The following is a 17512-nucleotide window of genomic DNA, read 5'->3' on the forward strand; positions in this document are numbered from 1 at the left end:
TTGTTCAACGTTTCACAAACATGTCACAACTATTTCGTTCACTTTAGCAAAAAAGTAGTATTCTAAGTGTGTAAGCTGTTATATAAAAAATCTTAGTCCTGTACTAATCAAAAATGGAGGAGATTAGGATGACTCAAGTATTAGAAAATGTTAAAAACGCATGGGAAAACTTTAAAGGTGAAAAATGGAAAGCAGAGATTGATGTTCGCGATTTCATTTTAAATAATGTAAACGTTTTCGAAGGAGACGAATCTTTCTTAGCGGGAGCAACTGAAGCAACGAAGCAACTTTGGGATCAAGTAATGGATTTAACAACGAAAGAACGTGAAAACGGTGGCGTTCTTGATATGGATACAAAAATTGTTTCTTCTATTACATCACATGAACCAGGATATTTAAATAAAGATATTGAAAAAGTAGTCGGTTTCCAAACTGAAAAACCATTTAAACGTTCTTTACAACCATATGGTGGTATTCGTATGGCGGAACAAGCTTGTGAATCTTATGGATACGAAATGGATAAAGAACTTAGCAGTATTTTCAGAGACTGGAGAAAAACTCATAATCAAGGTGTATTTGATGCATACACACCAGAAATGAAAGCGGCTCGTAAATCAGGTGTAATTACTGGTCTTCCAGATGCATACGGACGTGGACGTATTATCGGTGACTACCGACGCGTAGCATTATATGGTATTGATCATTTAATTGAAGTGAAAAAAGCTGATTTGAATTTAACTGGCGGTGTAATGAGCGAAGATACAATGCGTTTACGCGAAGAGTTATCTGAGCAAATGCGTGCACTTCAAGAGTTAAAACAAATGGCCGCTTCTCATGGCTTTGATATTTCTAAGCCTGCAACAAATACACAAGAAGCATTCCAATGGTTATACTTCGCATATCTTGCAGCAATTAAAGAGCAAAACGGAGCTGCAATGAGTCTTGGACGTACTTCTACATTCTTAGATATTTATATTGAAAGAGATTTAGCAAATGGTACTTTGACAGAAGAAGAAGTACAAGAAATTGTGGATCACTTCATTATGAAATTACGTCTTGTGAAATTTGCAAGAACACCTGATTATAATGAATTATTCTCTGGTGATCCAACTTGGGTAACTGAGTCTATCGGTGGTATGGCATTAGATGGTCGTGCATTAGTAACAAAGAACTCATTCCGTTTCTTGCATACATTAGATAATTTAGGACCAGCTCCAGAACCAAACTTAACAGTTCTTTGGTCTAAACAATTACCGCAGAACTTTAAAAACTACTGTGCAAAAATGTCTATTAAAACATCAGCAATTCAATATGAAAATGATGACATTATGCGTGCTGACTACGGCGATGACTACGGAATTGCTTGTTGTGTATCTGCAATGAGAATTGGTAAACAAATGCAATTCTTCGGCGCACGTGCAAACTTAGCAAAAGCATTACTATATGCGATTAACGGTGGTAAAGATGAAAAATCTAAAGCACAAGTTGGTCCTGAGTACGCACCTATTACTTCTGAAGTATTAGATTATAAAGAAGTTATGCATAAGTTTGATATGACAATGGAATGGTTAGCGGGTCTATATTTAAACACATTAAATGTTATTCATTACATGCATGATAAATATAGCTACGAACGTATTGAAATGGCACTTCATGATACAAATGTTCTTCGTACAATGGCAACAGGTATCGCGGGTCTATCTGTAGTAGCAGACTCTTTAAGTGCAATTAAACACGCAAAAGTAAAACCAATTCGTGATGAAAACGGTATTGCAGTTGACTTTGAAATCGAAGGAGATTTCCCTAAATACGGTAACAATGATGACCGTGTAGATGAAATCGCTGTAAATCTTGTAAAAACATTTATGAATAAACTTCGTAAACATAAAACATACAGAAATTCTGTTCATACAATGTCGATCTTAACAATCACATCTAACGTTGTATATGGTAAGAAAACTGGTAACACTCCAGATGGTCGCCGTACTGGAGAACCATTTGCACCAGGTGCGAACCCAATGCATGGCCGTGATACAAAAGGTGCATTAGCTTCATTATTATCTGTAGCTAAATTACCATATGAAGATGCACAAGATGGTATTTCTAATACATTCTCTATTATTCCAAAAGCACTTGGTAAAGAAGATGATGTACAAGTACGTAACTTAGTATCAATGCTTGATGGTTATGCAGTAAAAGAAGGCCATCACTTAAATATTAACGTATTTAATCGTGAAACATTAATGGATGCGATGGAACATCCTGAGAAATATCCACAATTAACAATTCGCGTATCTGGTTACGCTGTAAACTTTATTAAATTAACTCGTGAACAACAAATCGATGTAATTAATCGTACAATGCATGAAAGTATGTAAGTGAAAAAGTGTCCCTCTGCTTTTTATAAATAGCAGAGGGAGGCTGCTTCAATAAAGGAGGAAGTAACATGATAAAAGGAAGAATTCATTCTGTAGAGTCTTGTGGTACTGTTGATGGCCCAGGAATTCGTTATGTCATATTTACACAAGGGTGTTTATTACGTTGTCAATACTGTCATAATGCTGATACGTGGGAGATCGGTAAAGGAAAAGAAATAACAGTTGAAGAAGTTATGCAGGATGTGATATGTTACCTTCCTTTTATTGAAGCTTCTGGAGGCGGTATAACAGTTAGTGGTGGTGAACCATTATTACAGCTAGATTTCTTAATTGAATTATTTAAGAAATGTAAGGAAGTTGGAATCCATACAACAATTGATTCTTCGGGTGGTTGTTATTCTGAAGAACCAGAATTCCAAAATAAGCTAGATATTTTAATGGATTACACAGATTTAGTTTTATTGGATTTGAAACATATCGATTCAAAGAAACACCGTAAATTAACAGGGAAACCAAATGAACATATTTTACAATTTGCTCGTTATTTATCGGATAAAAATAAACCAATTTGGGTAAGACACGTATTAGTTCCTGGTGTTACGGATAATGAAGAGGATCTACAAAAATTATCTAGCTTTATTCAAAGCCTGTCTAATGTTCAGAAGGTTGAAGTGCTACCATATCATAAGCTTGGTGTATATAAATGGGAGGCACTTGGGCATAAGTATCCACTTGCGAATGTAGAACCACCTACTGAAAAAAATGTAGAGCAAGCAAGACATATTTTACAAGCAGTCTAATCCAAATATTGGATTAGGCTTTTTGCTTTCTTTACAATAAAACCTAGAGTATGTATATAGAAAAGAGTATACTGAAAATAGAATATCCATATTTTTGTAAGGAATAAGTGGAGAAATTTACATAATTGTAAAGGGAAATCAAAATAGTAAAAAGAATTAAGAAGTAAAAGAGTGAGTATCATGGAATAGAGAACATTTGTAAGTTATTGCGAAAGCTCTTATAGGAAAGTATAATGTAAAGATATGAGCACAGATAGGATTAAGGGGTCAATCTTATATGCTTTGCATATCCACGACAGGTACATAGCTGAAAGAGAAGTATTAGAATCTGTTTATGTAATTTTTAAGGAAAATGTTTTTCCTATTGTCGTATATGCAATATGGAGAAACAATAAGCTAGGAGTGGATTTGTTTGATAAAAAACCCCAAGGTTTTAATATTAACTGCACATTACGGTAATGGTCATGTGCAAGTAGCGAAAACATTAGAACAAACATTTCGCCAAAAAGGAATTAAAGATGTAATTGTATGCGATTTGTTCGGAGAATCACATCCAGTTATAACCGATATTACAAAATATTTATATTTAAAAAGTTATACAATAGGAAAAGAATTATACCGCTTGTTTTATTATGGCGTAGAAAAAATTTATGATAAAAAAATAGCATCTTGGTATGCGAACTTTGGAAGAAAACGTTTGAAATTACTTTTACAAGCAGAGAAACCGGATATTGTTATTAATACTTTTCCGATCATAGCTGTACCAGAGTTAAAAAAGCAAACAGGTATTTCAATTCCTGTGTATAACGTATTAACGGATTTTTGTGTGCACAAAATATGGATTCATCGGGAAGTAGATCGTTATTTTGTAGCAACTGATCACGTAAAAAAAATTATGATTGATATTGGTGTGCCCGCGGAGCAAATTGTTGAAACTGGAATTCCGATTCGTAGTAGTTTTGAGCTGAAGATCAATCCAGACATTATATATAATAAATATCAATTATGTAAGAATAAAAAGATTTTACTAATTGTAGCAGGTGCTCATGGGGTATTAGGAAGTGTAAAAGAACTATGCCAATCATTTATGTCAGTACCTGATTTACAAGTAGTTGTCGTTTGTGGAAAAAATGAAGCGTTAAAACAGGATTTATTAGGGGTTCAGGAAAAAAATCCTGATGCATTAAAAGTATTTGGTTATGTTGAAAATATCGATGAATTATTCCGTGTTACTTCTTGTATGATTACGAAGCCGGGCGGTATTACGTTAAGTGAAGCGGCAGCATTGCAAGTACCTGTCATTTTATATAAGCCTGTTCCAGGACAAGAAAATGAAAATGCGCTGTACTTTGAAAGAAAAGGAGCTGCAGTTGTCATTCGTGATGATAGTGAGGTTTTTGCAAAGACAGAGGCGTTATTACAAGATGATATGAAGCTTCTTCAAATGAAAGAAGCGATGAAAAGCATTTATCGTCCGGAGCCAGCTGGTCATATTGTGGATACAATTTTGACAGAAAATCATGTAGAACCGAATCATATACCTATTAAATCACCTGCTCTTGCACAATTATTTACTTAATATGAAACCCTCTTTTATATGTTTAAAGAGGGTTCTTTATTGTTTTATAAGATAAAGTGGTAACTTATCCACATGAAGATTACGTTTTCATTAAACAGTAAAGTCGAAATATTAACAACTATATCCACATTGTCCACAATTTTTAGAAAACTATCCACAATTCTAACATTTACTATGCGTTACAATATATAAATTTGTGAAGGGTTTGTTGAATTTATTCACAATTCTATAAATTGTGTGGATAACGTTATCCACACAAAAAAGGTTCCTTATTTATAAGGAACCTTTTTGTCTATTCTATCACGTAGAAAAAATATGTAATGAGAATGAATAATTAGGGGGGAAAACGTCTAATTATTCATTCTCACTTTAAATACTTTTCGAGCGATAACCCGCTGCGCGATCTGCTTTGCGAAATTCTCGTTGGTAGAGCACTTCTTGTGTACTAGATAATGTGTTTTTTGCTTTGTCACGTTTCTTTTTATCCATTACAAATCACCTCGTGTCCTAAAGTCACTATCTATCGTTTCCAAAGACATGGGGTGATATACGTATATGGCAAAATGTTAATGATTAATTATTTTTTCTAAAAATTTAGATTACGCTTCTTTTAATTGGTGAGCATCTTGGAACGTTGTATCTCGCATTGTAGCAAGTGTATATTGATCTTTTGGGATTTCATATAAGTTATATACTTCTTCATTTGCGTTAATTTCATCATAAACGGCTTTTCTTGTTTCGTTTGCTAGATTTACATATTGTAGTTTTTCGGCAGCTTTAATAGAACGAATATTTATTTTACGAATACGCATAAAGATTGTTTCAATATCTAATTCATAGAAAAGTTCACTAAAAAATGAATCTTTCGCCAATTTATTATAGCCTTTTCCATGATAGGGTTTGCCAAGCCATGTTCCGAGAAATCCGGCTTTTTCTTGCACATCAAATAAAGTAATTGTTCCGATAGGGTTACCCCATTCATCTAAAATTGTGCGTGAAATTAATTCCCCACGATCTTCAGCTTCAATCGTTTGTTTCGTTAAAAATAAATACTCCTCATAAGAATAAGCCTTTTGACGCACAAAAGGGAAGACAGCTGGGTCCACCATTAACTCGTATAGAACGTGGCTGTCGTGTAAGTCGCGTTTTTTCAACATACTAACTCCTCCTCACACGAGGGTAGCATGACGAAAAAACACCCCACCCTCGAAATTTTTATATCAATCTTTAAAAAATTTCGGGGTGGGAATCGAACCCACTAGAACCAGTTTCTAACGCTGGTGGCGCACCATTTGCCTTCCCCATTCATCAATTTGAAAATGATAGTCACGACACAAATTGATTATGGTTTCATTCAGTTTATAATCGTATAATACTTTATCTAGTCAAAAAAATAAACTAGTTTTTTTTATTTTTTTTGTAAATTATTTTTCCGTCAATCATGGTTAGTACAGGCTTGGCTAAATAATGGAAAGGATGATGAGTCCATAACACGAGATCAGCGTCTTTTCCAACCTCAATGCTTCCAATTCTATCCTCTAAACGTAAATTTCGTGCTGGAAATATAGTGATTCCTTCTAGTGCAGTTTTTTCGTCTAATCCTTCTCTTACTGCGACAGCAGCACAAACATTTAAATATTGAATTGGTGTATAAGGGTGATCTGTTGTTATAGAAACTTCTACTCCATTTTTCGATAATATATGGTAAGTATCCCATGTTTTGTTTTTAAGTTCGATTTTAGAACGGCGTGTAAGAGTGGGGCCAACTGAAACCTTCAAATTGTGTTTCGAAAGCTCTTCAACAATAAAGTGCCCTTCTGTACAATGTTCAATACGTAAATCGAGATTGAACTCTGTTGCAAAGCGTAGAGCAGAACTAATATCATCTGCTCGGTGAGCGTGGATACGTACGGGTATTTCGCGGCGTAATGCTTTTAAGATAGGAAGCATTCGAAAATCAGCTTCATGCCCGTAGTGCTGTGCTTCATAGAATGATTCCCGAAGTAACCCCATAATTCCCATACGTGTTATGGATTCTTTTGTTCCATTACTATGGACCTTTTTAGGATTTTCTCCAAAGGCAATCTTTAAGCCGGCAGGTTCTTGAATAATCATATGATCAATGCAAGTTCCAGCTGTTTTTATTACACAAGTCGTACCGCCGATAATGTTTTGACTTCCTGGCATAACGTGAACAGTTGTGATTCCGTTTTGTACAGCATCTTGAAATGCAATATCAAAAGGGTGGATTCCGTCCAAAGAACGGATATGTGGTGTTGAAACTTCAGATGTTTCATTTGCATCATTGCCAGCCCAACCAGTACCTTCATCATAGAGACCAAGATGAGTATGGACATCAATAAATCCAGGTAAAAGATGAAGAGCACGAGCGTCTATAACTGTCATATCTTGAGTGGGTTGAATGGAAGGCTTGACCTCGGCAATTCTTTCTCCTATAACGAGTACATCCCCTTGAAATTTTTGGGATGTAATAGGATAGACAATGGCTTGTTTGAGCAATATTTTCATAGGTACCTCATTTCTGTTACTTTACAATGTTAATGGAATTTAAGGGAAAGTAACTGAAAGGTTATTTGTGTAATAATGCTCCGGATTCTAGAAAATGAAAGTTTTGAAAGGGGGCCCTGTAAAACTGTGTTTTAGAAGTACTACATTGTATGCGAAAGTACATTTTGTAATGCATGGTCTATTGCCGGAAATGTGTATTGATACCCATGTTCAATTGCTTTACTAGGTAATACATGTTGTCCTTCGAGTACAAGTATACTCATCTCACCCAATAAAGTGTGAAGCATAAATGAAGGGACAGGTAACCAATGAGGTTTTTTCATTATAGTTGCAATGGTTTCTCCAAATTCCTTCATTTTTATAGGTAGGGGAGCTGTGATGTTAAAAGGGCCATCAATTTCTTCTTTGTGTATGATGAAATCAATTAGGCGAACGACATCGTCTATATGAATCCATGATAACCATTGGTTTCCAGATCCAATTGTACCTCCAATATAGAATTGATAGGGGAGTAGCATTTTGGGAAGAGCTCCTCCGTCTGCGCCTAATACAACTCCAAGTCTTGCGTAGATTGTTCGCATTCCAAGAGAACGTGCTTTAGATGCTTCTTGTTCCCATGAATATACTGTATTTGCTAAAAAGTCATTTCCAGGAATCTCATGCTGTTCTGTAAAAGACTCAGTTTCAGACGTTCCATAGTATCCAATAGCACTTGCGTTAATAAATGTATTTGGCTTTGTACCAAGTGTTTGCAATTGTTTAATGAGTCCTTTTGTTGTTTGAATTCTACTGTTTAAAATGGATTCCTTTTGTTTCTTTGTCCATCTACTATTAATAGACTCTCCAGCTAGATTAATAACTACATCGATAGAAGAGAGGGGGAAGGTTTGTAAATCTGGTGTCCATTGTACATACTGAAGGTTAGGGTGGGAAGTTTCAGTAGTTTTGTTTCGAGTAAGAATGTGAACATTATATCCTTTTTGAATAAAAAAAGTAGAAAGGTATTTACCGATAAAGCCGGTACCACCAGAAATTGCGATTCTCACAATTATTTCCTCCTCATTATATATATTCTTGAAAAGCAAAAACGTTCCTTGACTATGTTAAAATAATAGAGAGGTGAGAGTATGGCTGTCATTACAAAAATAGAAGTGCAAAAACGATCGAAAGAACGGTTTAATATTTATATTGATAAAGGTCAAGGTGAAGAATACGGATTTAGTGTGGATCAAGTAATCTTAATGAAACATGGCTTACAAAAAGGGTTAGAAATTGATGAACAAGCGTTAGGAAATATTTTATACAATGAAGAGGTACAAAAAGCATATTTACAAGCAATTTCCTATCTATCCTATCAAATGAGAACAAAAAAAGAAGTAGAAGACTATTTACGAAAAAAAGAAGTGGGACAGGCCGTCATCTCTGAAGTCGTTTCGAAATTATTACATGATCGATATATTAATGATAAAGAGTACGCTGTTTTATATACGCGAACGCAAAGTAATGTGAATCGAAAGGGTCCAACTGTTATTAAAAGAGAGTTATTAAATAAAGGTGTTCAGGATCTAATCATTACACATAGTTTACAAGAATATCCGAAGGAAAAGCAAATTGAGAATGCTTTACTTCTTATAGAAAAGAAGAAAAGGTCTTATCAAAAGCATTCCTTTTTACAAATGAAGCTAAAGTTAGACGAAATGCTTGTTCGTAAAGGATATTCTAGAGATGTAATTCAAATTTGTTTGGAAGAATTGAAAGACGAAAAAGATGACGAACAGCAACAAGAAGCGTTACACTATCATGGGAATAAATATTATGAGAAATATAAGAAGTATGATGGATGGACATTCGAAAATAAGATGAAACAAGCGTTATATCGCAAAGGGTTCTCTATTGATGAGATAGAGATATTTTTGCAGATGAAACGTGAAGAGGGATGAGGGGAATAAGATGAATATGCCAAAACGCTACAGTGAAATGACACCACATGAGCTAAGGGAAGAAATTGGGGTTTTGAAAGAGCAAGCAATAAAGGCAGAGCAGCTTGGTATTGTAAATGAGTTCGATGTATTAATGCGAAAGATGGCAATGGCTCGTGCTTATATGACTGATATAAACAAATTTCATATTGGTGAGACATATGAATTAGTAGAAGAACCTGGTATATTATTTGAAATTACGTATTTCAACGGGGTATTTGCTTGGGGACATAAGCAAAATGATAATGAAGAGATTGGAATACCGATTTCTTTATTGCAAGAAAAATGAAAACCAGAGAGCGAATATCTCTCTGGTTTTCATTTTTGGTAGGCGTTACAGGAGATAGGAGATTCTAAAATTGGCGTTTTTTACATTCATTCGCCAGTATAATGAGAGACTGGGTTTGTTGCGTCTGTCCGTTAACTTGCGCTTTTGCATGTTTCGGACGAGTCCACGTATGGTTAAATAATTCAGAACGACTATCTAAGCGATCACGGTAGCTCATCTTTATCACCTCGTGTAGGAAGTTAATTTTTTAGGTTGTACCTGTACTATTCTTCCTGCTGATTTGCAGCACGCATACGTTCTTGTGGGTGCGTGTTAATTGTGCCGTTAGGTCGTTTCGAAGCGAAGCGTGATTTCGCTTTCGGCTGACCATCGATTTTGCTGTTGTTTTTTGACTCAGACCAAAATTCGGCTTGTTTACCCATTGCGAACGCCCTCCTCATCATCAGTTGATACCTCTTTAAGAAGTATCACTTATAGAATGTGCAAAATAGAAGAAACTATCCTTTAGAAATTAAGGGAATAAATAGGTAAAAGGAGAATAGAACATGAATGATATTCACGAAACATTAACAAAAGAACTATTAGACAAAAATGACAAACTTTCTTACGCACAAGCTCGTGCGTGGGTTGAATTATTGTGGGAAGACTTTCAAACAACTTATGCTAAATCAGGTCGTTATCAAGGTGATGAAATGACTGAACAAGTGGTACGAACATGGATTAATAATCATGGAGGTCGCCTTCATGAAATGCGTACAAATAATCCGAAATATAGCCATTTAATCAATCAAGAAGATCATTTGAAACATTAAAAAAAGCGACTTAAGTCGCTTTTTTTAATGTGGAAGTAATTCCAGTTTTTTTCGAAGTTTTTCTTCACTAAAAATCCATCCTGTATAGGAACTAATAATATTTAAATTGTGGTCGAGTTGAACGATTGCAACGAATGGATAATAATCTTTACTGCGATAGCGCAAATCAATGAAGCGAACTTCGGAATAATGATCATAATCGAAAATGTCCCAGCGATATACAGGGGAGAAAGATAGAAATGCTGAGATGTTTTCATCTTGTTTAGCTGCGCGCATAATAGCATTATCTGGGAACGGTATCCGTTCGAACTTATCATAGACCATGATGTTACCACGATGCCATCTAGCAACGTAGTAATAATCAGTTGTAACGATTGCTAAATGATAATGATAAAATCTGTAAGAAGGGGAAATGATTATCTTCTCCACATGATTGAAACGTTTATATACGACGCTACGTATGTTTCTATGCATCATAATCCGTCCGATATAGTAAACAATCATCAATATATACGCTGCTAAAGCAGTATACCCTTTATGGGAACCTACGAGCATACAAGCAATCGCGAGTAGGTGAATAAAGAAAATGACGGTATCAAATGTATTAATGATGCCGAGTGCTACCCATTTTTTTGTGAAGGGCCGTAATGCCTGTGTACCGTAGGCGTTGAAAATATCTACAAAGACATGAAGAAAGACGGCAATAAATGACCAAAGTAGTAGATGCAAATATGGAGCGTCTGAAAAGAAGGCGAAAGAGATACCACTTATAAGGAATGACCAAAGAATCACTGCAGGAATGGAATGAGTAATCCCGCGATGATTTCTTATATATTTAGCGTTATTACGCAATTTTAAAACTGTATCGATGTCAGGAATATTGGAACCGGCAATTGTAGCAAGCATAACTGCTTGTGGTCCAATATCACTTTGTGCTATGGCTGGATCTAACGTTGCCAAACTGCCTAGAGTAACGCCCATAACAAGGTGAGTGGCTGTGTCCATAGAAATCCACCTCCGTTTTTTATTAATGTAACTCTTTTTATTCGATACCTCAAGTCCTTTGCCTTCTATTTCCTATGTCATCTTACTTAAATTTTTTCCTAAAATCTTTATAATAGTACTTATATGCAAAAAAATGAGGGGGATCAAGTTTGACACTTGAAATATTAAATAATTTTAACATAGAGCAGTTTCAAAATGATTTAATTGGTTGGTTTGAAGAAGAGCAACGCGACTTACCGTGGCGTAAAAATAAAGATCCATACCGCGTTTGGGTTTCGGAAATTATGTTGCAGCAAACGAGGGTAGAAGCTGTAAAACCATATTACGCGAATTTTATGGGGAAGTTTCCTACTCTAGAATCTTTGGCAAATGCTGGTGATGAAGAAGTGTTAAAAGCATGGGAAGGTTTAGGATATTATTCTAGAGCACGAAATTTACATGCGGCTGTAAAAGAAGTGAAAGAAGTATACGGCGGGATAGTACCGAGTGATGTAAAGAAAATTGAAAAATTAAAAGGAGTTGGCCCGTATACAAAAGGTGCTATTTTAAGTATCGCATATGGTATACCAGAGCCGGCAGTTGACGGAAATGTTATGCGTGTATTATCTCGCATTTTATCAGTATGGGATGACATTGCAAAACCGAAAACTAGAAAAGTGTTTGAAGAGATTGTACGTGAAATTATTTCGGCTGAAAATCCATCGTATTTTAATCAAGGTTTGATGGAATTAGGTGCACTAATTTGTATTCCAAAAAATCCATCTTGCTTACTTTGTCCTGTACGTGAACATTGCCGAGGATATGCTGAAGGTGTTCAAAAGGAATTACCAGTAAAAAGTAAAGCTAAGGCTCCTACAATGGTACCGATTGTTGCAGGGGTACTTCAAACTGAAGATGGTCGTTACGTCATTAATAAACGTCCAAGTACCGGGTTATTAGCTAACATGTGGGAGTTTCCAAACGCTGAACTTGGGGAAGGGATTCGGAATCAGAAAGAGCAGCTTATAGATTATATGAAGGAAAAATTTGAGCTCTCGATTTCTATTGAAGAATACGCAATGAATGTACAACATACATTTACTCATCGTACTTGGGATATATTTGTATTTTACGGAAAAGTAACCGGTGATATTGTTGAAACAGATACATTGAAATTTGTATCGAAAGAAGCTTTTGAACAGTTACCTTTCTCTAAATCGCATCGTACGATTTATGAGAGTTGTGTTGAGAAAATTACAATGCAATAAACAAAAAAAGTGTTCCCTAGATTGGGAACACTTTTTTAATCGTAAGAAATTTTTGTCCCATGAGTCCAACTAGCATCACCTTCTTGTAAGCCACCTCTTGATTCAATTTCTACTACAATTTCTTTATAGATACTTTGACCTTCTGCATTTAAATACGGCAAAATCTGTTGTAATGAGTGATGAAAATAAGCTAATTCATCTTCTTTCCATTCATTTTTGGAAATCATCGTTAGTTCGGTCATATCGCGTCCTATATACATACTACCACCTCCATTTCCTATAGTTTGAATGAGTAATAAGAGATATATGCGAAATTTTTTCAAAAGAAAATTACGGATAACTTCTAAGTGAATTGGTTACATTATTGGTTGTGGAGGTGAGAAAGATGAGTAAAAAACAACAAGGTTATAACAAAGCAACTTCGGGTGCTAGCATTCAAAGTACAAATGCTAGTTATGGTACAGAGTTCGCGACTGAAACAAATGCACAAGCAGTAAAACAAGCAAACGCACAATCAGAAGCAAAGAAAGCACAAGCTTCTGGTGCACAAAGTGCAAACGCTAGTTATGGTACAGAATTTGCAACTGAAACAGATGTGCATGCTGTGAAAAAACAAAATGCACAATCAGCTGCAAAACAATCACAATCTTCTAGTTCAAACGAGTAATGAAAGAAAAACACTTCTCCATTTCGAGAGAAGTGTTTTCTTTGTGTGCGGGTCATTGTAATGAAAAGAAAGCGAACGACATAACTTCTAATAAGTCAACAAATGTAGTCAAAGGAGAAGGAAGTTAAAGATTAGAAATATGTAATTAGGAATAATAACTGATGAATAAATCTAAAAGGGGGTAAGTAATGAACGATTTTGATAAGTTGGTAGGAGAGCAATTGGAAACGATGGATGAGTTGTTAAAGTTACAAGCTCATCTAGAGAAATATCAGCAAATTGAAATCAGCGAAAAGGATACGTGCGATAAAAAGGAATTACATTTTATCCGCCAAGAAATATATAGAACAGAATTAGCGTTAAAACTGTTACATGAGAAATTTGAAGAGCAAACAAATAGTGTGATTCAATCTTTTGAAACTGAAAAAATGATTTCGAATTTAGGGTAAGGCATATTGTTACCTTCCGGTGAAAGGCCCTTCTTTAGATAGAAATAAGGAAGGGCTTTTTCTATTCCCATTTCCTCGTTTGTAAATCATTCAGCGAAGGCCCCGTCTCCTAAGAAGATTAGGGATATAGTATTCGGTGTGAAAAATAGAGTCTTGTCGCTTTAGTTTTAAAATTTCGACAAAAAAGTTATAATAGAAAAAAAGTGAATGCAGCTCAAAGGGCATTTGCAGTTGAAAGAAGGGAGCATATATGGGATTTCCCAAAGAAGGAGAAAAAGTACAAATACATAGTTATAAACATAATGGCTCCATTCATAGAATGTGGGAAGAGACAACAATTTTAAAAGGGACACAGAGTCTTGTTATCGGAGCAAATGATCGTACAGTAGTGACAGAATCAGATGGCCGAACATGGATTACTCGTGAACCAGCAATTTGTTATTTTCATGCAAACTATTGGTTTAATGTAATTGGGATGCTAAGGGAAGAGGGAGTATATTATTATTGTAATTTAGGCTCACCTTTTGCATATGATTCTGAAGCATTAAAGTACATTGATTATGATTTAGATATTAAAGTATATCCAGATATGACATATACGCTTTTAGATGAAGATGAGTATGAAAAGCATAGTCAAATTATGCAGTATCCACCTGTTATTGATACTATTTTAAAACGAAATGTAGCACAATTAACACAATGGATTCATCAAAGAAAAGGGCCATTCGCGCCAGATTTTGTAGATATGTGGTATGAAAGATATTTAATGTACAGAAATTAAAACAAACCTGCAGGGGATTTCCCGGCAGGTTTGTCCTATTAGAGGGGGGATTATGTGCAAGGTATAAAAAGATATTTGCACTTTGTTAAACCATATCGATGGCTTATTGCTATTACGATTATGATTGGTCTAGTTAAATTCGGCATCCCGCTTATTATGCCGTGGTTATTAAAATATATTATCGATGATGTAATTCAAGGTGGAGGGTCACTTCAAGATAAAACATCCCAATTAGTAACAGCCGTTGGGATTGCCTTTTTTATTTTTGCAGTAATAAGACCGCCAATTGAATATTATCGTCAATATTTCGCGCAGCGTATCGCAAATACAATACTATATGATTTGCGAAAACATATTTTTGGTCATTTGCAAAAGTTGAGTTTACGCTATTATTCGAACACAAAAACAGGGGAAATTATTTCACGTGTAATCCATGATGTAGAACAAACGAAGGATTTTGTAATTACTGGTTTGATGAATGTTTGGTTAGATACGGCAACAATTGCTATTGCTATTATTGTTATGTTTTCTATGAATATAAAATTGACATTTGTTGCGCTATTAATTTTACCTATTTATGTAGTGGCGGTGAAATATTTTTTCGGACGTCTTCGAAAATTGACGAAAGAGCGTTCACAAGCGTTAGCAACGATGCAAGGGTATTTACATGAACGTATTCAAGGGATGCAAGTGACACGTAGCTTTGCATTAGAAGAATATGAGGGTAAGCAGTTTGAAAAAAGAAATAATGAATTTTTGACGAAAGCGTTAACGCATACGAGTTGGACTGCAAGGACATTTTCAGCAGTGAATACGTTAACCGATTTAGGCCCGTTACTGGTGATCGGCTTTGCAGCATATGAAGTAATTCAGGGGCGGTTAACATTAGGGACTATGGTTGCCTTTGTTGGATATATGGATAGTTTGTATAGTCCGCTTCGCCGCCTTGTTAATTCCTCCACAACATTAACACAGTCTTTCGCATCGATGGATCGAGTGTTTGAATTGTTAGATGAAAAATACGATATTGTCAATGTGCCAAGTGCGGTACAAACGACAAAATTAAATGGTGAAGTGATATTTGATAATGTATCTTTTCGTTACAATTCGGATGAAAAAGAGATATTACATAACCTTTCGTTAACTATGTTGCCAGGAGAGAAGGTAGCACTTGTAGGAGCGAGTGGGGGAGGGAAGTCATCTCTTGCTAGCTTAATCCCACGTTTCTATGATGTTTCTTCAGGTGCAGTTTATGTAGATGGAATAGATGTTAGAAAGTATGATATGAGAAATTTACGTAGTCATATTGGAATTGTACTGCAAGATAATTTGTTATTTAGTGATACAATCGGGGCAAATATTTTATATGGAAATCCGAAAGCTACAGAGGAAGAAGTGATTGCAGCTGCTAAAGCTGCGCAAATTCATGATTTTATTATAGAGTTACCTGATGGCTATGATACTGTCGTTGGGGAACGCGGTGTGAAGTTATCTGGTGGGCAAAGGCAACGTGTAGCGATTGCAAGAGTGTTTCTAAAGAATCCATCGTTACTTATATTAGATGAGGCGACTTCCGCTTTAGATTTAGAAAATGAACGGTATATTCAGCAGGCGCTTCAGACGTTAGCTGCTGATCGGACGACGATCGTAATCGCACATCGATTGGCGACGATTACACATGTGGATACGATTATTTACATTGAAGATGGTGAAATTAAAGAAACAGGTTCTCATGAAGAGTTAATGAAAAAAAGAGGGTTTTATTACAATTTATATCAACTTCAACATATAACAGAAACAGCTCCTTTAGCGTAAAAGGAGCTGTTTTCTTTATTCGTCTTCTTTTTTATCTTCGATTTGGAGTTCTGCTTCTGGTTTATGGTATGTGTAGAAGCTATCCACAAGTAAATCTAAATGCTCTACTTCTTCACTATAGTTAATAATGGCAGAAATAAGAGGGAAGAGGTGTAGCCATGTTTTATAAGCTTCCTCATCGTCCTTGTTTTGATAATCCATAAAGATATCAATTAATTCTTGTTTACCTGTTTCAACTTCATCAAGCATTTCAACGGATTGTTGTTTTTTTGCTTTACCAATAAATTTTAATAAAACTTGTTCATGGTAATGGGTTAATGAGTCAAGTTCGTTTTGGATAGATTCCTGAAATTCTTCTGGCATATAGCGTAGTTCATTTTCAGTACGATGTAATGATTTTAACGTACTTAAAGCACGGCTTGTCGTCGCTAACATTTGTCTGAATAAAACGAGCTTACGAATTTTTGCGAACTTTACTTTTTTCGTGTAGCTTCTTTCTTCTTTATACAGCAAATAGTAATGGTTTAGTTTGATCATCTTTTCTTTCATACGATCAATATCAGTTTTTAGCGTTGTAAAATCAGAAGCTTGCCTGCTATTCATTCGAATCCATTTTACAATTTCTTCTGTATTATCAACGATACGGTGATATAGTTTTGTTTCGTATTTTGGCGGCATAAACACTAAATTTACAAGTGAAGCCGCAATAATTCCAATCATAATCGTCGCAAAGCGAAGTAAGGCAAAACTAAAGAAATCGTCGCCCTGATACTCCATAATGGCGATAACTGTTACTAAAGCAATTGATATTGTGTTTTCTAATCGTAATTGTAACGTAAGCGCAATTACTAATATACATGTTAATCCAATAATAAAAGGATTATGTCCAAAAGCAGTAGCAAATACGATAGCGAATACCGCACCAATGACGTTTGCTTGAATTTGCTCAAGAGCTGTTAAATACGAGCGGTATACAGACGGTTGAACAGCGAATATAGCTGAGATTCCCGCGAATACTGGACTCGGTAATTGAAGTAAAATACAAGCAAATAAAGCTAATGTGATGGCAATACCCGTTTTTAAAATGCGAGCACCAAGTTTCATACCCTTAATAAGATCCTTTCTCTTGTCATAATGAATGTACAACATGATACTATACATTCATTACAATATGTTAGCAAG

At 35.4% G+C, this 17512-nt stretch carries 20 protein-coding genes; 11 read left to right on the forward strand and 9 right to left on the reverse strand.

Annotated features, from left to right (window positions below):
• Positions 1 to 128: 128 nt before the first annotated feature.
• The 3 genes from pflB (at position 129) to FS802_RS26665 (ending at position 4757) form a co-directional block, all read left to right on the forward strand.
• Positions 129 to 2378 (forward strand): formate C-acetyltransferase, encoded by a 2250-nt coding sequence (gene pflB / locus FS802_RS26655; protein WP_000195478.1) that lies wholly within the window; start codon positions 129 to 131, stop codon positions 2376 to 2378.
• A 68-nt stretch (positions 2379 to 2446) separates the two neighbouring features.
• A complete protein-coding gene (gene pflA / locus FS802_RS26660) occupies positions 2447 to 3178 on the forward strand; it encodes a pyruvate formate-lyase-activating protein (RefSeq protein WP_098653590.1) in 732 nt (243 codons plus the stop codon).
• Positions 3179 to 3590: 412 nt separating this feature from the next.
• Complete coding sequence (locus FS802_RS26665) at positions 3591 to 4757, forward strand: diglucosyl diacylglycerol synthase (RefSeq protein WP_000594704.1); 1167 nt, start codon at positions 3591 to 3593, stop codon at positions 4755 to 4757.
• Positions 4758 to 5126: 369 nt separating this feature from the next.
• On the opposite strand, the gene FS802_RS26670 is transcribed toward FS802_RS26665, so the two are convergent.
• The 4 genes from FS802_RS26670 to FS802_RS26685 form a co-directional block, all read right to left on the reverse strand.
• On the reverse strand, positions 5127 to 5246 hold the full coding sequence (locus FS802_RS26670; RefSeq protein ID WP_000358484.1) for a YfhE family protein: 120 nt from the start codon (positions 5244 to 5246) through the stop codon (positions 5127 to 5129).
• A gap of 110 nt (positions 5247 to 5356) precedes the next feature.
• Positions 5357 to 5914: a GNAT family N-acetyltransferase gene (locus FS802_RS26675; RefSeq protein ID WP_098653591.1), complete on the reverse strand. Its 558-nt coding sequence runs from the start codon at positions 5912 to 5914 to the stop codon at positions 5357 to 5359.
• Between the two features lie 241 nt (positions 5915 to 6155).
• Entirely contained in the window at positions 6156 to 7286 is a 1131-nt protein-coding gene (locus FS802_RS26680; protein WP_000698308.1) for an amidohydrolase, read from the reverse strand.
• Between the two features lie 140 nt (positions 7287 to 7426).
• Positions 7427 to 8332 carry a TIGR01777 family oxidoreductase gene (locus FS802_RS26685; RefSeq protein ID WP_070169382.1) on the reverse strand — a complete coding sequence of 302 codons (906 nt, stop codon included), beginning with the start codon at positions 8330 to 8332 and terminating at the stop codon, positions 7427 to 7429.
• Between the two features lie 81 nt (positions 8333 to 8413).
• On the opposite strand from FS802_RS26685, the gene recX reads away from it, so the two are divergent.
• Positions 8414 to 9226 carry a recombination regulator RecX gene (gene recX, locus FS802_RS26690; protein WP_000268514.1) on the forward strand — a complete coding sequence of 271 codons (813 nt, stop codon included), beginning with the start codon at positions 8414 to 8416 and terminating at the stop codon, positions 9224 to 9226.
• A gap of 10 nt (positions 9227 to 9236) precedes the next feature.
• Positions 9237 to 9554 carry a YfhH family protein gene (locus FS802_RS26695; RefSeq protein ID WP_001057030.1) on the forward strand — a complete coding sequence of 106 codons (318 nt, stop codon included), beginning with the start codon at positions 9237 to 9239 and terminating at the stop codon, positions 9552 to 9554.
• 64 nt (positions 9555 to 9618) lie between these two features.
• Here FS802_RS26695 and FS802_RS26700 read toward each other — a convergent pair whose 3' ends face one another.
• A complete protein-coding gene (locus tag FS802_RS26700) occupies positions 9619 to 9771 on the reverse strand; it encodes a YpzG family protein (RefSeq protein WP_000122093.1) in 153 nt (50 codons plus the stop codon).
• A 46-nt stretch (positions 9772 to 9817) separates the two neighbouring features.
• Positions 9818 to 9976: a small, acid-soluble spore protein K gene (locus FS802_RS26705; RefSeq protein ID WP_000517891.1), complete on the reverse strand. Its 159-nt coding sequence runs from the start codon at positions 9974 to 9976 to the stop codon at positions 9818 to 9820.
• 123 nt (positions 9977 to 10099) lie between these two features.
• On the opposite strand from FS802_RS26705, the gene FS802_RS26710 reads away from it, so the two are divergent.
• Entirely contained in the window at positions 10100 to 10366 is a 267-nt protein-coding gene (locus FS802_RS26710; RefSeq protein ID WP_000997857.1) for a YfhJ family protein, read from the forward strand.
• A gap of 24 nt (positions 10367 to 10390) precedes the next feature.
• Here FS802_RS26710 and FS802_RS26715 read toward each other — a convergent pair whose 3' ends face one another.
• Positions 10391 to 11371: a metal-dependent hydrolase gene (locus tag FS802_RS26715; RefSeq protein ID WP_098653593.1), complete on the reverse strand. Its 981-nt coding sequence runs from the start codon at positions 11369 to 11371 to the stop codon at positions 10391 to 10393.
• Positions 11372 to 11520: 149 nt separating this feature from the next.
• Here FS802_RS26715 and mutY point away from each other — a divergent pair, with 149 nt between their 5' ends.
• Positions 11521 to 12618, forward strand: coding sequence for an A/G-specific adenine glycosylase (gene mutY / locus FS802_RS26720; protein ID WP_098653594.1), 1098 nt, complete (start codon positions 11521 to 11523; stop codon positions 12616 to 12618).
• 35 nt (positions 12619 to 12653) lie between these two features.
• Here mutY and FS802_RS26725 read toward each other — a convergent pair whose 3' ends face one another.
• Positions 12654 to 12878: a hypothetical protein gene (locus FS802_RS26725; protein WP_000275433.1), complete on the reverse strand. Its 225-nt coding sequence runs from the start codon at positions 12876 to 12878 to the stop codon at positions 12654 to 12656.
• A gap of 125 nt (positions 12879 to 13003) precedes the next feature.
• On the opposite strand from FS802_RS26725, the gene FS802_RS26730 reads away from it, so the two are divergent.
• From FS802_RS26730 to FS802_RS26745, 4 genes are all read left to right on the forward strand, one after another.
• Positions 13004 to 13285, forward strand: coding sequence for a gamma-type small acid-soluble spore protein (locus FS802_RS26730; protein WP_000039032.1), 282 nt, complete (start codon positions 13004 to 13006; stop codon positions 13283 to 13285).
• A 188-nt stretch (positions 13286 to 13473) separates the two neighbouring features.
• The gene (locus FS802_RS26735; RefSeq protein WP_000997573.1) at positions 13474 to 13734 is read left to right on the forward strand and encodes a YgaB family protein; all 261 of its coding nucleotides are present in this window, start codon (positions 13474 to 13476) and stop codon (positions 13732 to 13734) included.
• Positions 13735 to 13984: 250 nt separating this feature from the next.
• Complete coding sequence (gene ntdP, locus FS802_RS26740; protein ID WP_000506626.1) at positions 13985 to 14515, forward strand: nucleoside tri-diphosphate phosphatase; 531 nt, start codon at positions 13985 to 13987, stop codon at positions 14513 to 14515.
• A gap of 54 nt (positions 14516 to 14569) precedes the next feature.
• Complete coding sequence (locus FS802_RS26745) at positions 14570 to 16330, forward strand: ABC transporter ATP-binding protein (protein ID WP_001161587.1); 1761 nt, start codon at positions 14570 to 14572, stop codon at positions 16328 to 16330.
• A gap of 15 nt (positions 16331 to 16345) precedes the next feature.
• Here FS802_RS26745 and FS802_RS26750 read toward each other — a convergent pair whose 3' ends face one another.
• Positions 16346 to 17434, reverse strand: coding sequence for an aromatic acid exporter family protein (locus tag FS802_RS26750; RefSeq protein WP_000765792.1), 1089 nt, complete (start codon positions 17432 to 17434; stop codon positions 16346 to 16348).
• Positions 17435 to 17512 lie beyond the last annotated feature (78 nt).

This window comes from Bacillus sp. DE0042, from assembly GCF_007680225.1.
Taxonomy (GTDB): domain Bacteria; phylum Bacillota; class Bacilli; order Bacillales; family Bacillaceae_G; genus Bacillus_A; species Bacillus_A wiedmannii.